Raw genomic sequence first — 17,366 nt, 5'->3', positions numbered from 1 at the left:
ATCGGTAGATGCCCCGGCGGCGATTGGCCCCGCGCGGGCGGCGCCTAGGAGCAGCAGTTGGACTGACTCGGCGCATCCCCGGTCGAGCAGACGCCCGTCGCGGGCAGGTCGAGCTGCACCGCGGCCGCGGCGGCGAGGTCGCCGGCGATCCAGGCGCTGATCGAGCGCACCTGCTCGTAGCCGGTCGCCAGCAGGAAGGTCGGGGCGCGTCCGTAGCTCTTCATCCCGGCGAGGAAGAAGCCCTCCTCCGGGTGCTGCAGCTCGGCGAAGCCGTGCGGTTCGACGGTGCCGCAGGTGTGCTCGTTGGGGTCGATGAGGGGCGCGAGGCGGCGCGGCGCCTCCACGATCTCGTCGAGGTCGAGGCGCACCTCGCGCAGCATGTCGAGGTTTGGGCGGAACCCGGTCGCGTTGACCACCAGGTCGGTGTGGTGCTCGACGAGCTCCCCCGCGCGGGCGCCGACGAGCCGCACGCCCTCCGCCTGACGCTCCAGACGCACGATCTCGAAGCGGTCGACCACCTCGATCGCCCCGGATGCGACGACCGCGTCGACGCGGGCCCCGAGGGAGGCGCGCGCGGCCAGCTCGTCGTCGGGCGAGGTCGTGACGCGCACCGCGGAGGCATTGCGGATCAGCCAGGTGACCCGGGTTCCCGGCTCCTCCCGCGCCAGCTGGGCGAGCGCGAGCAGCGTGTTGGCGGCCGAATGCCCGGCCCCCACGACGGTGGTGTGGCGACCGGCGAAGCGCGCGCGCTCGCGGCCCAGCACGTCGGGCAGTGCGTGCGTGACGAGGTCGGCGACCTCGGGCAGGCCGAGCGGTTCCAGCCCGCTCGAGGCCAGGCTGTTGGGCGAGCGGTAGGTGCCGGAGGCGTCGATCACGGCGCGCACGGGCAGGTCGGTCAGCTCACCGCCGTCGCGAACCCGCACCAGGAACGGGGTGGACTCGCGCCGCGCGGTGCGGGTGCGATCCATGCCCTCGCGCGTGACGGCGACCACCTCGACGCCGGTGCGCACGTGGTCGGCGATCTCGGGCAGGGCCGCGAGGGGCGCGAGGTACTGCTCGACGAGCTCGGTGCCGGTCGGCAGCGACTTCTCGGCCGGATGCGTCCAGCCGGTCGCCTCCAGCAGTCGGCGCGAGGCCGGGTCGACGAGGTGCTTCCACGGCGAGAACAGCCGCGTGTGGCCCCACTGGCGGACGCTGTCGGCGACGGTGTCGCCCGCCTCGAACACGACGAAGTCGATGCCGCGCTCGACCAGGTTGGCGGCGGCGGCCAGCCCGATGGGGCCCGCGCCGATGATGGCGACCGGGAGCGCGTCGCGCCGCTCGCTGCTCACGGGACGGCGGGTCAGGTCGATCAGAGTCACGAGGGGCCTTTCACTTCATCGACGGGTGTCGATATGGATTCTGCTCGCATCCATCGAAGTTTGTCAATATTTGGGTAGACTCGTCCCATGAAGACCCTGCCGATCGTCGACGCGCCCGCGGGCGCGGCCTGCTGCGCGCCCCTCACCCGCGCGCCGCTCGACGCCGCCGAGGCCGAAGCCGTCGCCCGCCGGTTCAAGGCGCTCGGCGATCCGACCCGCGTGCGGCTGATCTCGATCGTCGCCGCCTCCGACGGCCAAGAGGCCTGCGTGTGCGACCTCACCGAACCGGTCGGGCTCAGCCAGCCGACCGTCTCGCACCACCTGAAGATCCTGATGGATGCCGGCTTCCTCACCCGCAGCAAGCGCGGCACCTGGGCGTACTACCGTCTCGTCCCCGGCAGCCTGGAACAGCTCGGGCTCGTGCTCGCCACCGGCTGAGTCGGCGCTAGACGATCGTGGCGCCGAACACCCAGCCGAGTGCGTAGGTGACCGCGGCGGCGCCGTAGCCGATGGCAAGCTGCCGCAGCGCGCGCTTCAGCGGCGACGCCCCGGAGAGCACCCCGACGATCGCGCCCGTCGCCAGCAGCGCGAGGCCGACCGCAACGGACGCGATCACGACCGCCACCAGCCCGTCGGCGCCGAAGAGGTAGGGCAGCACCGGGATCACGGCCCCCGCCGCGAAGAACGCAAAGCTTGAGATCGCCGCCCGCCAGGTGGAGCCGACCGCCTCGTGCTCGTCGTGGTCGTCGTCGTGGTCGATGCGACGTGCCGCCAGCACCTCCTGCGCGCGCTGCTCGGCCTGCTCCTCCGACATGCCGCGAGCGCGATACACGAGCGCCAGCTCGTTCGCGTCGACGTCGAGCGCCGCGACCGCGCCGTGCGAGGCCGGGTCGGCGCGGGAGGCGGTGAGCAGCTCGCGCTGCGAGCGCACCGAGACGTATTCCCCCGCCGCCATGGAGAGGGCTCCGGCCAGGAGCCCCGCGATGCCGGTGAACAGCACCACCGAGGAGGCGGCGCCGGTCGCGCTCACACCGAGCACCAGAGCCAGGTTCGAGACGAGTCCGTCGTTCGCGCCGAAAACCGCCGCACGGAACGTGCCGGCCAGCCGCAGCCGGCCCCGGGCCGCGAGGCCGCGCAGCACCTCGCCGTGGATGCGCTCGTCGGCCGCCATGGCATCCGTCGCATCCGCGTCGTCGTCGTAGGGCGAACGCGCCTCGGCACGCTGCGCCAGGGCCAGCACGAACAGGCTGCCGAAGTGCCGGGCGAGCCACGCCAGACCGCGGGTGCGCAGGCTGCCGCGCTTGGGCGCGCCGACGTCGTCGCCGAGCAGCGCGAGCCAGTGCGCCTCGTGGCGCCCCTCGGCGCTGGCCAGGCCGAGCAGGATCTCGCGCTCCGCCCCCTCGGCCCGCTCGGCGAGTTCGCGGTACACCTGCGCCTCCGCCCGCTCGTCGGCGAGGTGACGCCGCCAGCGCTGGACCTGCCGCCGCGTCGGGGAGCTCATGCGCGGAACACCAGACCCCACGAGCCCTCCCAGCGCTCCCCCGGCTCGAGCCAGATGAGCCCCTGGCCCGAGTTGAGGGCGTCCGGCGGGGCGGTCATCGGCTCCACCGCGACGGCGGCGACCTGCTCCCCTGCCTTCGGGAAGATCTGCGTCGTGAACACCTGCACGTAGCCCCAGTCGGCGTTCTGCCAGAGCGTCAGCCGACGCCCGTCGGGGGCCTCCAGCCAGGCGCTCGCCCCGCGCACGCTCGCGTCCGGCTCCCCGGGCAGCGGCGCGAGGGTGAGACCGCCGAAGGCGGTGTCGAGGTCGAGCTCGCCAACCGGTCGGGGCGTGCGCACGTCGGCGCCGGTGCCATCGACCGGCGACTCGGCGATCGGGTTCATCCGCTCGTCCACCTCGAAGAAGCGGGACGCCGGAACGGTGAGCCGCAGCTCGGCGATCGGCACGTCGCCGATCCGCAGATACGGATGCGTTCCCACCGCGAACGGCGCCGGCCGTGCGGCGCGGTTCTCGACCCCGTGGGTGACGGTCAGTCCGTCGTCGACGACCTCGTAGCGCACCCAGGTGTCGAGCTCGAAGGGCCAGCCGTGCTGCGGGGCGATGCGGGCGCCGAGGGTCACCGCCTCCGTCGTGCGCTCGCGCACCTCGTACTCGGCGAACTGCAGCAGCCCGTGCAGGGCACCGCCGCGGACCGGCTCGGTGATGTCGAGCTGCTGCACGGCGCCGTCGAGCATCCAGCGCGCATCCCGCACGCGGTTCGGCCACGGCGACAGCACGACCCCGTTGCAGAACTCGGGGGCCTCATCGACCGGAACCGGCTCGGTGAGGTCCACGCCGTCGACGCGCAGCGAGCGCAGCACCGCGCCGACGCTGCCGATCTCGGCGCGCACGGCGCCGTGCTCCAGCAGAATCTGTTCCCCCGTCGGTGCGTGCATGCGACGAGCCTAGAGTCCGGATGCGGCGCGGAAGCGCACACCCCACGTCGCCTCGACCCGGTCGCCCGGCTCGATCCAGCGCAGGTCGGTGCCGGAGTTCAGCGCGTCCGGCGGCACCGTCATCGGCTCGAGCGCGACCGCGCGATGCGCGCCCTCGTCGCCCGGGAAGTCCGCCGGGGTGAACAGCTGCAGCCAGCGGAACGCCGGATCGGCCCAGACGATCGCCGCGGCGCCGTTCGCCGCCTCCAGCCACGCGACCTCGGCCGTCTCGTCGCGGTTCGCCAGCTGGCCGAAGCCGACGTTGAAATCGGCACCCGCGAGCGACGTCGCCGCGCGCAGGTCGAACTCGGTGCCCGCCACCGGATGCTCGGCGACCGGGTTCAGGCGGTCATCCAGCTCGAGGCGCGTCTCGCCCGCCACCCGCAGCGTCAGCTCGTCGGTCGGCGTCTCGCCGACCCGGAAGTAGGGGTGCGCGCCGACCGACCACGGCGCGCGGGCGGTGCCGAGGTTCTCCGCACCGTGCGTCACCGTGAGGCCGTCCGCCTCCAGCGCGTAGGTGACCCAGGTGTCGAGGATGAACGGCCAGCCGTGCTGCGGATAGATCGTGGCGCCGAGGGTGAGCGAGCGATCCGTCTGCTCACGCAGCCGGTAGTCGGTGTTGCGGAGCAGTCCGTGGATCGCGCCGCCGCGCGCGACGTCGGTGATGTCGAGCTGCTGCACCTCGCCGTCGAGCACCCAGCGCGCATCCTTGACCCGGTTCGGCCACGGGGCGAGCACGATGCCGCAGCCGTGCGAGGGCAGGCTGTCGGCGGGGACGGTCTCGGTGATCCGGACGCCGCCGACGCGCACCTCCCGCAGCACCGCCGCGAGGGCGCCGATCTCGACGCGCACGTGGCCGTCGTCGAGGATGAACTGTTCGCCGGTGGGAGAAGTCACGCCCGTCAGCCTAGAACGTCGGGCACCTCGACCCGCGTGCCCGCGGCGGCCGCGACGGCGCGCAGCGCCTCGACGGCGGCCGGGTCGCCCGCGGTGACGAGCGTGTCGAAGTCGGCGAGGGCTGCGATGCGGCCGAGGTGGCGCTGACCCCACTTGGAGGCATCGGCCACCAGCACGCGCCGGGTCGCCGCGGCGACCATCGCGCGCTTGATCTCCGCCTCCGGCAGGTTCAGGTTGGTGACCGCGCCGTCGTCGGCGATGCCGTTGCCGCCGAGGATCGCGAGGTCGGCATGCAGCTCGGGCAGCGTGTTCGCGGCCAGCGGCGCGACCAGCGAATGCTGCAGCGGCCGCAGCGTGCCCCCGGTCACGATGACCGTGAAACGCGGGATCGCCGCCTCCAGCGCGAGCGCGATCGACAGCCCGTTGGTGATCACCGTGAGGTCGGTCAGGTCGCGGCGGGCGACCAGGGCGCGGGCCACGGCGAGCGTCGTGGAGCCGACATCGAGCAGCACGCTCGACCCGTTCGCCACGAGCGCGGCGGCGCGGCGCCCAATCGCGCGCTTCAGCTCGGCGTCGCGCTCGGCGGCCGTCTCGACGGGAGCTTCGCGCTCGGTGCCGGGCACCGGCATCGCCCCGCCGTGCACGCGGCGCACGAGGCTGGCCTCGTCGAGGGCGCGCAGATCGGAGCGCACCGTCACCTCGCTCACACCGAAGTGATCGCGCACCTCCGACACCCGCACGTACCCACGCTCGGCGACGACGGCCGCGAGGGCGGCTCGTCGGGCCTCTGCGGGGAGCTCACCCCGGTCATCCATGGTCGCCCTTTCGCTCCGCGCGCCTTTCGATTTCTGTCGCATCTGCAAGCGGCGCTTTCAATATCGTAATCAGGTGCCCATCACTCACCACCGCAGCACCCTCGCCGACGGCCGCGAACTGATCTACTTCGACGACGCCGACACCACCCTCGGCCCCGAGCGCGCCCTCGACGCCCGCGAACTCGACCCGCGCCCCGCCACCGCGACCATGCGTCAGGACGCGCTCACCGGCGACTGGGTCTCGATCGCCGCCGCCCGCCAGAACCGGGCCTTCCTGCCGCCGGCCGAGCTCGACCCGCTCGCACCGCAGAGCCCCGGCAACCCCTCCGAGGTGCCCTCGGTCTACGACGTCGCCGTGTTCGAGAACAAGTCGCCCTCCTTCGGCCCGGCTCTCGCCGACGACCCGAACGCGCCGCAGGGGCTCGCCGACCTGGCGACGCTCGACTACGGGCGCACCCGCACCTCCGTCGGCCGCTGCGAGGTCGTCTGCTTCAGCCCCGAGCACGAAGGCTCGTTCGGCAGCCTCAGCCCGAGTCGCGCCCGCACCGTCATCGAGGCCTGGGCGCACCGCACCGCCGAGCTCTCGGCGATGCCCGGCATCGAGCAGGTGTTCCCGTTCGAGAACCGCGGCGAGGCGATCGGCGTCACCCTGCAGCACCCGCACGGGCAGATCTACGCCTACCCCTACGTCACCCCGCGCACCACGCGGCTGCTCGACTCGATCCGGCAGCTCGGGCCCGACCTGTTCGGCCGCATCCTCGAGTTCGAACGCGCGAGCGAGCGGGTCGTGCTCGCTGGCGAGCACTGGACGGCCTTCGTGCCGTTCGCGGCGCGCTGGCCGATCGAGATCCACCTGCTGCCGCACCGCCACGTCGCCGACTTCGCCGAGACCAGCGAGGCCGAGCGCGACGAGCTGGCAACCGTCTACCTGCGACTGCTGCGCGGGGTGGACGCGCTGTACGACACCCCCACCCCGTACATCGCCGCGTGGCATCAGGCCCCGGTGAACGTGGGACGCGACAGCGTACGCTTGCACCTCGAACTCACCTCGCCGCGCCGTGCGGCCGACAAGCTCAAGTACCTCGCCGGCTCGGAAGCCGCGATGGGAGCCTGGATCGGCGACGTCACTCCCGAAGCCGCGGCGGGCAACATCCGAAAGGCCATCGAGAGCGTATGAGCGACCTGCGTGACGACGTCCGCGACCTGTTCACCGAGCTGACCGGGCACGCCCCGCTCGGCCTGTGGTCGGCGCCGGGGCGGGTCAACCTGATCGGCGAGCACACCGACTACAACGACGGATTCGTGCTCCCGTTCGCGATCGACCGCCGCACGCTCGTCGCGGTCGGGGTGCGCGACGATGGCGTGCTGCGCGTCGCCTCCACCTTCGGCGACGAGAGCGTCGAGGTCGAGCTAGCAGAGCTGGCGGCGATCGTGGCCGAGGGCGGACTCGACGGCTGGCCCGCGTATCCGCTCGGGGTCGCGTGGGCGCTCGGCGAAGCCGGGGCCGACCTGGCGGCGGTGCCGGGGCTCGACCTGGTGATCGATTCCAACGTGCCCGTCGGGGCGGGCCTGTCGTCCTCGGCCGCGATCGAGTGCGCCGTCGCCGTCGCGCTCGACGAGGTCTGGCAGCTCGGGCACACGCGCGAGCAGCTGGCGCGCGTCGGCCAGCGCGCCGAGAACATCGCCGTCGGCGCGCCGACCGGGATCATGGACCAGTCCGCCTCGCTGCTCGGGCAGCGTGACGCGGGGGTGTTCCTCGACTGCCGATCGCTCGAAGCGGAGGTCATCGAGCTCGGCTTCGCCGAGGCGGGGCTCGTGCTGCTGGTCATCGACACCGGAGTGACGCACTCGCACGCCAACGGCGGCTACGGCGAGCGCCGCGCCTCCTGCGAGGCCGGGGCTGCCGCGCTGGGTGCCGCCTCGCTGCGGGACGTGACCGTCGACGACCTGCCGCGCGCCCGCGACCTCCTCGACGACGTCACCTTCCGCCGCGTGCGCCACGTCGTCACCGAGAACCAGCGCGTGCTCGACACGGTGCTCGCACTGCGCGAGCAGGGGCCGCGCGCGATCGGCGAGCTGCTGGATGCCTCCCACGTCTCGATGCGCGACGACTTCGAGATCTCGGTGCCCGAGCTCGACCTGGCGGTGGAGACGGCGCAGGCGAACGGCGCCCTCGGCGCGCGGATGACGGGCGGCGGCTTCGGCGGTGCCGCGATCGCGCTGGTGCCCCGCGAGGAGCTGTCGCGCGTGCAGGTCGCCCTCGACGGCGCCTTCGCCGAGCACGGCTTCTCGGCCCCCGAGCTCTTCACCGTCACCCCCTCCCACGGCGCCCTCCGCGAGCCCTGACCCGCCCCTTGCCCCCGGCAGAAGGTGCGGCCTGCGGGCGGGCCGGCGCGTGACGTAGCATGGATACCCCCGGTGGGTATCCATCGGGACGCGAGAGAGGGAGCGCGAACCATGTGCAGCTCGACCACCCCGGCCGGACAGCTCGGGCTGACCGACGCCAACCACGAGTGCCACTGCGGCAGCGCGAGCGCGGCCCACACGATCGGTGCGCGCCCCGAAGGCGCCATCGAGTCCGCGTACCTCGTCGACGGGATGACCTGCAGCCACTGCGTCGCGAGCGTCACCGAAGAGCTGACCGAGCTCGACGGGGTCGAGCGCGTCGACGTCGACCTGAATGCGGGCGGCGCCTCGCGCGTCACCGTCGTCAGCCGTGCGCCGATCGCCGCGGAGCGCATCAGCGCCGCGATCGCCGAGGCCGGCTACTCGCTCAGCTCCGCGTCATGAGCACCGCCGTCGACCTCGAGATCGGCGGCATGACGTGCGCCTCCTGCGCGAACCGCGTCGAGCGCAAGCTCAACAAGATCGACGGAGTCACGGCGAGCGTCAACTACGCCACCGAGAAGGCGCACGTCGACGCCCCCGGCGTTGACGTCGCCACGTTGATCGCCGCCGTCGAATCCGCCGGGTACACGGCCGCGCTTCCCGCACCCCCTGCTGCCGCCCCCGCCGATGGTGCGCCACCCGCAGACCCCGAACTGCGCGCGCTTCGTCAGCGGCTCATCATCTCGGCATCCCTCGCCGTACCGGTGGCGCTGCTGTCGATGATCCCGGCGCTGCAGTTCACGAACTGGCAATGGCTGGCTCTCACCCTCGCGGCCCCGGTCGCCGTGTGGGGCGCCTGGCCGTTCCACCGCGCCGCCGCCGTCAACGCCCGACACGGCGCCGCCACCATGGACACCCTGATCAGCGTCGGCGTGATCGCCGCCTTCGGCTGGTCGCTCTACGCCCTGTTCTTCGGCATGGCGGGGATGCCCGGCATGCAGATGACGGTGACCCTCTTCGGCACGCCGGGCGAGGCATCCGGAGAGATCTACCTCGAGGTCGCCGCGGCCGTGACCGTCTTCATTCTCGGCGGGCGCTATCTGGAGGCGCGCGCCAAGTCGCAGTCGGGGGCGGCGCTTCGTGCCCTCCTCGAACTGGGCGCCAAGGACGCGGTGGTGCTGCGCGAAGGCGCCGAGGTGCGCGTTCCCGTCGATACGCTCGTGCCCGGCGACACCGTCGTCGTGCGCCCCGGCGAGAAGATCGCCAGCGATGGGCTGGTGCTCGAGGGCGCCTCCGCCGTCGACGCGAGCATGCTGACCGGCGAATCCGTGCCGGTCGAGGTCGGCCCCGGCGACCGGGTCGTCGGGGCGACGCTCAACGTCGGCGGCCGGCTGGTGGTCGAGGTGACGCGCGTCGGCGCCGACACCGAAATCGCCCGACTGGGGCGCCTCGTCGAGGAGGCGCAGACCGGCAAGGCCGCCGTGCAGCGGCTCGCCGACCGCGTCTCGGCGGTCTTCGTGCCCGTCGTCTTCGTCCTCGCGATCGTCGCGTTCGCGGGCTGGCTCCTCGCCGGCGCGAGTGTCGAGCTCGCCTTCACGGCCGCCGTCGCGACGCTCATCATCGCGTGCCCCTGCGCCCTCGGTCTCGCGACCCCCACCGCGCTCATGGTGGGCACCGGTCGCGGTGCGCAGCTGGGCATCCTCATCCGCGGGCCGCAGGTGCTCGAGCAGACCCGCCGCATCGACACGATCGTGCTCGACAAGACCGGCACCCTGACCACGGGTCGGATGCGCGTGGTCACCGCGACCCCGATCGGCACCACCGCGGCGGGCGAGCTGCTGCGCCTCGCCGCCGGGGTCGAGTCCGGCTCCGAGCATCCCGTGGCGCGGGCGATCCTCGAGCACGCGCAGGCCGAGGGGGTCGCGGCCCCGTCGCCCGAGCGGTTCGTCGCGCACGCCGGGTTCGGCGTCGAGGCGGTCATCGACGGCCACGCGGTCGTCGCCGGACGCGCGAGCTGGCTCGCCGAGGCATGGTCGCTGGATGTGCCCGCCGAGGCGGTCGCCGCCGCGTCCGAGGCCGAGGCGAGCGGCCGCACCGCCGTCGTCGTCGCCTGGGATGGCGAGGTGCGCGGCGTGCTGAGCGTCGGCGACACGGTCAAGCCGAGCAGCGCGCAGGCGATCGCCCGGTTCCGCGAGCTGGGGCTCCGCCCGGTGCTGCTGACCGGCGACAACGCGGGGGCCGCGCAGGCGGTCGCCGCCGCCGTCGGGATCGACGAGGTGCACGCGGGGGTGACGCCGCAGGGCAAGCTCGAGGTGATCCGCGCTCTCCTCGCGGATGGCCGCGCGGTCGCGATGGTCGGCGATGGCGTCAATGACGCGGCCGCCCTCGCCGCGGCCGACCTCGGCATCGCGATGGGCAGCGGAACGGATGCGGCGATCGCCGCGAGCGACGTCACCGTGGTCGGCGGCGACCTCCTGGTGGTCGCCGATGCGATCCGCCTGGCGCGCCGCACGCTCGGCACCATCAAGGGCAACCTGTTCTGGGCCTTCGCCTACAACGTGGCGGCGATCCCGATCGCGATGCTCGGCCTGCTGAACCCGCTCATCGCGGGCGCCGCGATGGCGTTCTCGTCGGTATTCGTGGTCACGAACAGCCTCCGCCTCCGCCGCTTCCGCCCCGCCTGACCCGCGCGCGGCGACTAGAGGGCGATGCCGCGGTTGCGGCGGCGAGTGTGACGCGGCGCGCGGCCTCCGATGAACGAGCGGTCGGAGGCGACCACGAAGCCGTGGCGCAGCGCCTGCCGCCCGATCAGCATCCGGAAGCCCATCTCATCGCGGTTGGTGAGGGTCACCTCGATGTGAACGTCCTGCCCCACGAGCACGATCGGCATCTCGACAACGAGCCGCTCATCGACATGCCCCGAGGAGCTGCGCACGCGGCGGTGATCCTTCACCGGCAGCTCGACGATCACATCGTCGTCATTGGTGCGCTGCCAGGGGTGGATGTGGAACCGCACCCACTCGTCCCCATTGCGCTCGAAGGGCTCGATGTTGAAGGCGTGGATCGCGGATGTCTGCGCGCCGGTGTCGAGTTTCGCCTTGATCCACGGAATTCCGATTTCGGGCATCTGAACCCACTCACGCCACCCCGCGAGGGTGTTTGAATGAGAGGACTCGCCCATCCCCCTATCTTGTCAGGGCCCCTCCATGAAACTTGCGATCCTGTCGCGCGCCCCCCGGGCTTATTCCACCCAGCGCCTCCGCGCCGCCGCCGAGCAGCGCGGCCACGACGTGAAGGTGCTCAACACCTTGCGCTTCGCGATCGACCTCTCGGGCGACGATCCGGACCTGCAGTTCCGCGGCAAGCAGCTGAGCGACTACGACGCGATCCTGCCGCGCATCGGCAACTCGATCACCTACTTCGGCACCGCCGTGGTGCGCCAGTTCGAGCAGATGGATGTCTACACGCCGAACACCGCGAACGGCATCTCGAACGCGCGCGACAAGCTGCGGGCCACGCAGATCCTGTCGCGCCACAACATCGGCATGCCCGCCACCACCTTCGTGCGCAACCGCGCCGACGTGCGCCCCGCCATCGAACGCGTCGGCGGCGCCCCCGTCGTGATCAAGCTGCTCGAGGGCACCCAGGGCATCGGCGTGATCCTCGCCCCCGACCAGAAGGTCGCCGAGGCGATCATCGAGACGCTGCATTCGACGCGGCAGAACGTGCTCATCCAGCGCTTCGTGAGTGAGAGCCGCGGGCGCGACATCCGCGCGCTGGTGGTCGGCGACCGGGTTGTGGCGGCGATGCGCCGCACCGCGAGCGGCGACGAGTTCCGTTCGAACGTGCACCGCGGTGGCTCGGTGGAGGCGGTCGAGCTGTCGAGCGAGTACAAGGATGCGGCGGTCCGCTCCGCCCAGATCATGGGCCTGAAGGTCGCCGGCGTCGACATGCTGGAGGGCGCCGACGGTCCGCTCGTGATGGAGGTCAACTCCTCGCCGGGCCTGCAGGGCATCGAGGCGGCGACCCAGCTGGATGTCGCGGGCGCCATCATCGACTACATCGCCAACCAGGTCGCCTTCCCCGAGATCGACGTGCGTCAGCGCCTGAGCGTCTCGACGGGCTACGGCGTCGCCGAGCTGCTCGTGCACAACAACGCCGACCTGGTCGGCAAGAAGCTCGGCGACTCGGGCCTGTGGGAGCGCGACATCACGGTGCTGACGCTGCACCGCTCGGCCTCGGTGATCCCGAACCCGCGCAAGGGCGTCGTGCTGGAGTCCGGCGACCGCCTGCTGTGCTTCGGCAAGCTGGAGGAGATGCGCTCGATGATCCCCGAGCGCCGTCGCCGTCGCGCCAAGGTGCGGAAGCTGCCGACCGAGGCGATGCCGAACGAGGACGCCTAGCCGAGAAGCGCCGGGCGCTGGGGAATCCAGCAGCGAACGGAGTCCCGATACGCCCGGAACTCGTCGCCGAACTTCGCCTCCAGGTCGGCCTCCTCGTGAGGCCTGACGGCGTAGTTCCAGACCAGCGAACCCACCACCGCGTAGGCGACGACGAGCCAGGACGAGAGGATCAGCCCCACCGCGGCGCCCTGCACGATTCCGCTGAGCGCCATCGGGTTGCGGACGAAACGGTACGGCCCCGAGACGACGAAGTTGTTGGGCATCGCAGCCGGAAGCGGCGTGCCGTTGCCGCGAATGGACATGGTGAGCCCCGACCAGATCCCGAGGGCGCTCGACAGCGCCAGCACGACGACGCCGATGACGCCGACCGGCTCGGGCAGCGCCAGATGCAGGTTCCACCGCCGCTCGGCCGCGGCGACGATGAGCGGAATCGCGACCAGGAAGAACCCCCAGAACACCGCGATCTGGAGCATGGTCGCGGCCACGTGAACCGCGCGGCCTTGCCGCGGACGTGCCACCCGAAACGCGAACGGCCCGCGCATGATCCACTCGGTGGGCACCCGGCCGAGGATGACCTCGAGCAGCGCCACGACGGATCCGGCACTCGCCGCCGCCATCGCCACCACACCCCACCCGGCTTCGGTGGTGATCGTCGCGTAGGCCGCGAGCGCGAGAGTCACCAGCAGCGTCCACGCCGTCGCGATCACCGCAGCGGCGCGAATGCCGGCCGCGGCGAGCGCGGAGCCGACGACGAACAATGGGATGTCGGCTGCCGCAACGGCAAGCGGGTCGAGGCCGCCGAGCGTTGCCTCGCGCACGCCGGGGACTCCCGCAACAGCGACCCACCACGCCGCGCCGAGCACGGCTTGCGCCGCAAAGTAGAGCCGCCCCCATCGCATGAGCGAAACGTAGCAGTCGGCGGCCGCGCGCTGGGCCTCGGCGCTGGCTCGACGAACAGGGAACGGCAACGAGGGCGAGACTCGAGCCCGCGCTTGTGCGTCGTGTGCGTTCACCTCTCGGGCTGACCCGCCGGGGAACTGCCGCTGGTTTCGATACGCCGCTTCGCGGCTACTCAACCGGCCCGCTCAGAAGAAGATGCGGGTGATTGTCCAGTAGAGACCGACGGCGCCGATCGCGGCGGCGACGGCGTAGCGCACGCGGTCCTTCCACGCGGGCACCCACCGTCCGATCGCGAGGAACGCCCCCAGCACGGCGAGCACCACGACGGTCTGCGCCACATCGATTCCGAGGTTGAAGGCGATCAGCGCGACCGCGTGATCGGCGGTCGCGACCCCGAGCCCGGCGAGGCTGGAGGCGAACCCGAGGCCGTGGATGACGCCGATGATCCCGGCGATCCACCAGCGCACGTCGCCGCCGGCCTTCCGCAGCGCGAGCGCCGCCGCGGCGACGATCGACAGGGCGATGGCCGGTTCGACGATGTCGGCCGGCACCGAGACGAGGTTGAAGTAGGCCAGGCACAGGCTGACGGCGTGCCCGACGGTGAACGCGGTGACGAGCTTGACGACGCGCCAGGCGGCGGCGCGACCGGTCTTCGCGCTGACCACCCCAAGCGTCAGCACCACCAGGAACAGCAGGTGGTCGAGCCCGAGCCGGATGTGCTCGATGCCCTGCACGAAGAACGACCCCGCCGTTGACCACGCGTCGAAGGTGAAGGACGCGGTTCCGGCTTCGCTGAGTCCGCCGACCACGACGCCGTCGGTGCGCACAACCAGCACCGTGTCGGCGGACGAGGCGAGACCCCACTCGAGTTCGAGGCGGGAGAGCTCCCCGTCGAACTCCGCGGAGGCGAACGCCACCCCGATGGAGGACGACCCGGACTCGGGAGTGCTCGTCAGGTCGCTCACGGCGACCGCCGACAGGCCCGCCCCGATGATGTCCACGTCGGTGCCGTTGACGGCGATCCGGACGTGCTCGCGCACCGCCGCGACCAGGCTGCCCGAGATCGCGGATTCCTGCGCCTGCAGCTCGTCCTCGTCGATGACGCCATCACCGGAGGTGTCGACCAGGCCGAGCTGCTCCGCCTCGACGTGCGCCGTGCCGACGACGCGGCCCTCGTCGACGGCGAGCGACACGACGTTGCTGGCGTCGTCGTGCGCCCACGCCGCGGCGGAGCCCGTCGCGAGCAGCGCCGCGAGGACTCCGACCGCAACGAGACGGTGAGTGCGCTTCAAGGTCAGTTGTCGCCCGGACGACCGCCGGCGGGAGGCCCGCCCGTGCCGCCGCCGTCGGGAAGCGCCACGCTGCTGTTGTCAGGACTCGAGAGCTTGCCGACCGCCGCCGCTCCGACCCGGCACAGCGGGAGATTCGAGTCGTCGTAGCTGAGGTGGTAGTGGTAGACGCTGCCGAACTCCTCCGTCTCGGACACGTGGCCCGAGCACTCGTCGAGGTCGGTCGGAACCGCGCCGTTCTCTTCCGGTCCATAGATGACATAGCCGTCGTAGGACAGCGCGACCGCGGCCTCGAGGTCCTGCTCGATCGAGCAGGTCACGTCCGCGCCCGCCGCATCCAGGTTCGACTGGATCGACTCCGCGCCGTAGTGCCAGTGGTAGTAGCCGGACGGGTCGATGTGCCCGCCGCAGGCGTCCAGCGCGGGAAGTCCGCCGGTATCGCCGACCGACGGCGCATCGCCGAAGATGGTGACCCCGTCGAAGGCGAGCCCGATCTGCGAGATGGTCGTCAGGTCGACGACCTCATCGAGGTTCTCGGGCGTCACCGGGATGAGCACATCGATGTGGTACGAACCGTCAGGCGTCGCCTGGAGGCACGAGTTGGCGGTGCCGCCATCGGAGGGCGCGTTGCCGGCGGGGTCGACGATCGTGATGTTGCCGTCCGCATCGGCGAACTCGTAGCCGAGCGAGGACATGAACTCCCAGAACTCGGAGTCGAGCGCGTAGAGCCCGGGCTCCTCGCCGTCCCACACCCAGATGCCGCCCTCGTCGCTCGTGGTCTCGGGGCAGTACGGCCCGTCGGTCGAGACCGCGTCGCTCAGGCTGCTGACCTCGAACTGGTAGCAGGTGGTCTCGCTGCCGTTCTCGAGCGTGCAGTCAACGATCGTCGCATCGGAACTGAGGGCACCCTCGACGAAGAGCGCCGCAACGCCCGTCGTGGTCGATTCCGTCGTCGAATCCGTCGTGGTGTCGGTCGTCGCGTCGGTCGCGCACGCGCTCAGGGCGAGCGCGGCGCTCGCGACCGTGACCAGCAGGAGGGGTCGGGTGAGTCTCATGATCGCGCTCAGCCGTTCTGCCCGGCGGGCGGGCCGCCGCCACCCGGGCCGTCGGCGCCGGAGGAGACCACCTGGCCGACGTAGCACTCGACGACGAGGTTCTCGGCGGCGCTGTTCGCGTGGTAGTGGTAACCGAGCTCCTCCGTGGTGTGCCCGTTGCATTCGTCGAGGTCGACGCTGGCGAGCTCCTCATCGGTGTACGGGCTGTGGATCGCGAAGCCGTCGAGCGCATACCCGAAGATCGGAGTCTCGCCGTCGGATGCGGTGCCGACCTCAGAGCAGCCGGTGGCGCCGTGCAGGTGGTAGCCCTCAAACGGGTTGATGTGGCCGCCGCAGTCGTCGAACGAGGCGATCGTGTACGCGCCGAGGATCGCGTCGACCGGGGCCGAGGCGGCGATGATCACACCGTCGAGGGTCACGCCCAGATTGCCCTGCGCGGCCGCCGAGGCGGATGCCACCACCGGCGTGGTCGGGATCTGCACCGTCGAGGTGATCGGCTCCCCGTTCTCGAGGAACGAGATCTGCCCTTCGATGCAGTAGTTGTAGTACTCCGGGTCGACGTCGGGCCGCGCTGCGGCCTCGAAGGCCTCGACCGTCTCGGTCACGTACACGTTGCCGTCGTCGTCGTACATGTGCCAGCCCTCGTCACCGTAGAACTCGGCGAGGTTCGCGATGAACTCGCCGTCGAGGTCGTAGACGCCGTCGCCGTCAAACCAGATGCCGGCGTCATCGGCGCTGGTGGTAATCGTGTCGGGGCAGAACGGACCGACCTCGTAGTCGGTCGGGTATCCGACGATCGTGAACTCGTAACAGGTCGTCTCGACGCCTTCGCTGAGCGTGCAGTCGACCGTGGCGGGCTCGCCGACGATCGCGCCGTCGGTGAAGAGCGTCAGGTCGATGCCCGTCGAGGCGACCGTGTCGGTGCTGGTGGAGTCATCGGTGGTCTCGGTGGCGGTACATGCCGCCGTCGTGAGAGCCACCACGGCGAGAAGGGCTGTCGTCAACGACAGCCGGCGGGCGCGCGCGGCCCGGGAACGGAGTTCAGTCATGGGGCTCATGATTCCGCCGTTCGCTGTGGCGAATCTGAGGAGTCCGGTAGCGCCGCCCCCTCCCGACGATCTAGCGTGGCGACGTGGACCCTGACGCGCAGGAGGCGGCACCGACGACGATCCTCGTCGTCGAGGACAGCCCTGCGATCAGCGACATCGCCGCGACCGCGCTGCGCTTCGAGGGCTACTACGTCGTCCAGGTCGCGGACGGGCTCGACGCACTCACTCACGCCACGACGCATCCGGTCGATCTGATCGTGCTCGACGTGATGCTGCCGGGGATGGATGGGTTCGAGGTCTGCCGGCGACTGCGCGAGCAGGACGTGCGGACGCCGGTGCTGTTCCTGACCGCCCGCGGCGACCTTGTCGATCGCGTGCGCGGCCTCGACACCGGCGGCGACGACTACCTGCCGAAGCCGTTCACCGTCAACGAGCTCACCCTCCGGGTGGCGGCGATCCTGCGCCGCGCGAACCCCGTGCCGATCACCGAGACCCTCCAGGTCGGCTCCTTGAGCCTCGACCCGGCGAGCCTGGAAGCATCCCTCGACGGCCGCTCGATCGAGCTGTCGGCGACCGAGTACCGTCTGCTGCACTACCTGATGGTCAACGAGGGGGTGGTGCTCTCCAAGAGCCGGATCCTGCGGGCGGTCTGGGACGATGACGGCGACCACAACCCGAACGTCGTCGAGCTGTACATCGGCTACCTCCGCCGGAAGCTCGGCGGCGACCACCCGCCGCTCATCGAGACTCGGCGCGGCCTCGGCTACATGCTCCGCGAGGAATCCGCGTGAGGC

17 protein-coding genes are annotated in these 17,366 nt (G+C 71.7%); 7 read left to right on the top strand and 10 right to left on the bottom strand.

Annotated features, from left to right (window positions below):
• Positions 1 to 44 precede the first annotated feature (44 nt).
• Positions 45 to 1,361 carry an FAD-dependent oxidoreductase gene (locus AC0L6Y_RS00940; RefSeq protein WP_473553770.1) on the bottom strand — a complete coding sequence of 439 codons (1,317 nt, stop codon included), beginning with the start codon at positions 1,359 to 1,361 and terminating at the stop codon, positions 45 to 47.
• 87 nt (positions 1,362 to 1,448) lie between these two features.
• Between AC0L6Y_RS00940 and AC0L6Y_RS00935 the strand changes: the two genes are divergently transcribed.
• On the top strand, positions 1,449 to 1,799 hold the full coding sequence (locus AC0L6Y_RS00935; protein ID WP_473553766.1) for an ArsR/SmtB family transcription factor: 351 nt from the start codon (positions 1,449 to 1,451) through the stop codon (positions 1,797 to 1,799).
• 7 nt (positions 1,800 to 1,806) lie between these two features.
• Here the strand turns inward: AC0L6Y_RS00935 and AC0L6Y_RS00930 are convergent, their stop codons facing one another.
• From AC0L6Y_RS00930 to AC0L6Y_RS00915, 4 genes are read right to left on the bottom strand one after another with little or no spacing between them, the layout of a single operon-like run.
• On the bottom strand, positions 1,807 to 2,862 hold the full coding sequence (locus AC0L6Y_RS00930; RefSeq protein WP_473553763.1) for a VIT1/CCC1 transporter family protein: 1,056 nt from the start codon (positions 2,860 to 2,862) through the stop codon (positions 1,807 to 1,809).
• Positions 2,859 to 3,797: an aldose 1-epimerase family protein gene (locus tag AC0L6Y_RS00925; protein WP_473553762.1), complete on the bottom strand. Its 939-nt coding sequence runs from the start codon at positions 3,795 to 3,797 to the stop codon at positions 2,859 to 2,861. Before AC0L6Y_RS00925 ends, AC0L6Y_RS00930 begins: the two co-directional genes overlap by 4 nt.
• Positions 3,798 to 3,806: 9 nt before the next feature.
• Complete coding sequence (locus AC0L6Y_RS00920; protein WP_473553760.1) at positions 3,807 to 4,733, bottom strand: aldose 1-epimerase family protein; 927 nt, start codon at positions 4,731 to 4,733, stop codon at positions 3,807 to 3,809.
• A gap of 5 nt (positions 4,734 to 4,738) precedes the next feature.
• Complete coding sequence (locus tag AC0L6Y_RS00915; RefSeq protein WP_473553758.1) at positions 4,739 to 5,548, bottom strand: DeoR/GlpR family DNA-binding transcription regulator; 810 nt, start codon at positions 5,546 to 5,548, stop codon at positions 4,739 to 4,741.
• Positions 5,549 to 5,627: 79 nt separating this feature from the next.
• Here AC0L6Y_RS00915 and galT point away from each other — a divergent pair, with 79 nt between their 5' ends.
• The 4 genes from galT to AC0L6Y_RS00895 all read left to right on the top strand — a co-directional run bounded on the left by galT (position 5,628) and on the right by AC0L6Y_RS00895 (position 10,560).
• Positions 5,628 to 6,725, top strand: a complete 1,098-nt coding sequence (gene galT / locus AC0L6Y_RS00910) for a galactose-1-phosphate uridylyltransferase (protein ID WP_473558572.1) — start codon at positions 5,628 to 5,630, stop codon at positions 6,723 to 6,725.
• Positions 6,722 to 7,894, top strand: a complete 1,173-nt coding sequence (gene galK, locus AC0L6Y_RS00905) for a galactokinase (RefSeq protein WP_473553756.1) — start codon at positions 6,722 to 6,724, stop codon at positions 7,892 to 7,894. The genes galT and galK overlap by 4 nt, the downstream gene beginning before the upstream one ends.
• Positions 7,895 to 8,005: 111 nt before the next feature.
• Complete coding sequence (locus AC0L6Y_RS00900) at positions 8,006 to 8,338, top strand: heavy-metal-associated domain-containing protein (protein WP_473553754.1); 333 nt, start codon at positions 8,006 to 8,008, stop codon at positions 8,336 to 8,338.
• Positions 8,335 to 10,560, top strand: a complete 2,226-nt coding sequence (locus tag AC0L6Y_RS00895; protein ID WP_473553751.1) for a heavy metal translocating P-type ATPase — start codon at positions 8,335 to 8,337, stop codon at positions 10,558 to 10,560. Before AC0L6Y_RS00900 ends, AC0L6Y_RS00895 begins: the two co-directional genes overlap by 4 nt.
• A 14-nt stretch (positions 10,561 to 10,574) precedes the next feature.
• Here the strand turns inward: AC0L6Y_RS00895 and AC0L6Y_RS00890 are convergent, their stop codons facing one another.
• Positions 10,575 to 11,003, bottom strand: coding sequence for an ATP-dependent zinc protease family protein (locus tag AC0L6Y_RS00890; RefSeq protein WP_473553749.1), 429 nt, complete (start codon positions 11,001 to 11,003; stop codon positions 10,575 to 10,577).
• A 79-nt stretch (positions 11,004 to 11,082) separates the two neighbouring features.
• Between AC0L6Y_RS00890 and AC0L6Y_RS00885 the strand changes: the two genes are divergently transcribed.
• Complete coding sequence (locus AC0L6Y_RS00885) at positions 11,083 to 12,279, top strand: RimK family alpha-L-glutamate ligase (RefSeq protein WP_473553747.1); 1,197 nt, start codon at positions 11,083 to 11,085, stop codon at positions 12,277 to 12,279.
• Here the strand turns inward: AC0L6Y_RS00885 and AC0L6Y_RS00880 are convergent.
• The 4 genes from AC0L6Y_RS00880 to AC0L6Y_RS00865 form a co-directional block, all read right to left on the bottom strand.
• Positions 12,276 to 13,178 (bottom strand): methyltransferase family protein, encoded by a 903-nt coding sequence (locus AC0L6Y_RS00880; protein WP_473553745.1) that lies wholly within the window; start codon positions 13,176 to 13,178, stop codon positions 12,276 to 12,278. The two genes, AC0L6Y_RS00885 and AC0L6Y_RS00880, sit on opposite strands and share 4 nt — an antisense overlap.
• Positions 13,179 to 13,364: 186 nt before the next feature.
• Entirely contained in the window at positions 13,365 to 14,471 is a 1,107-nt protein-coding gene (locus AC0L6Y_RS00875) for a HupE/UreJ family protein (RefSeq protein WP_473553743.1), read from the bottom strand.
• Positions 14,472 to 14,473: 2 nt separating this feature from the next.
• The gene (locus AC0L6Y_RS00870; RefSeq protein WP_473553741.1) at positions 14,474 to 15,523 is read right to left on the bottom strand and encodes a hypothetical protein; all 1,050 of its coding nucleotides are present in this window, start codon (positions 15,521 to 15,523) and stop codon (positions 14,474 to 14,476) included.
• A gap of 8 nt (positions 15,524 to 15,531) precedes the next feature.
• Complete coding sequence (locus AC0L6Y_RS00865) at positions 15,532 to 16,572, bottom strand: YHYH protein (RefSeq protein ID WP_473553739.1); 1,041 nt, start codon at positions 16,570 to 16,572, stop codon at positions 15,532 to 15,534.
• Positions 16,573 to 16,655: 83 nt separating this feature from the next.
• Here AC0L6Y_RS00865 and AC0L6Y_RS00860 point away from each other — a divergent pair, with 83 nt between their 5' ends.
• The gene (locus tag AC0L6Y_RS00860; RefSeq protein ID WP_473553735.1) at positions 16,656 to 17,363 is read left to right on the top strand and encodes a response regulator transcription factor; all 708 of its coding nucleotides are present in this window, start codon (positions 16,656 to 16,658) and stop codon (positions 17,361 to 17,363) included.
• Positions 17,364 to 17,366 lie beyond the last annotated feature (3 nt).

Source organism: Pseudolysinimonas sp. 10J20-29 (genome assembly GCF_055809595.1).
This window is presented reverse-complemented; position numbering and strand designations above follow the sequence as displayed.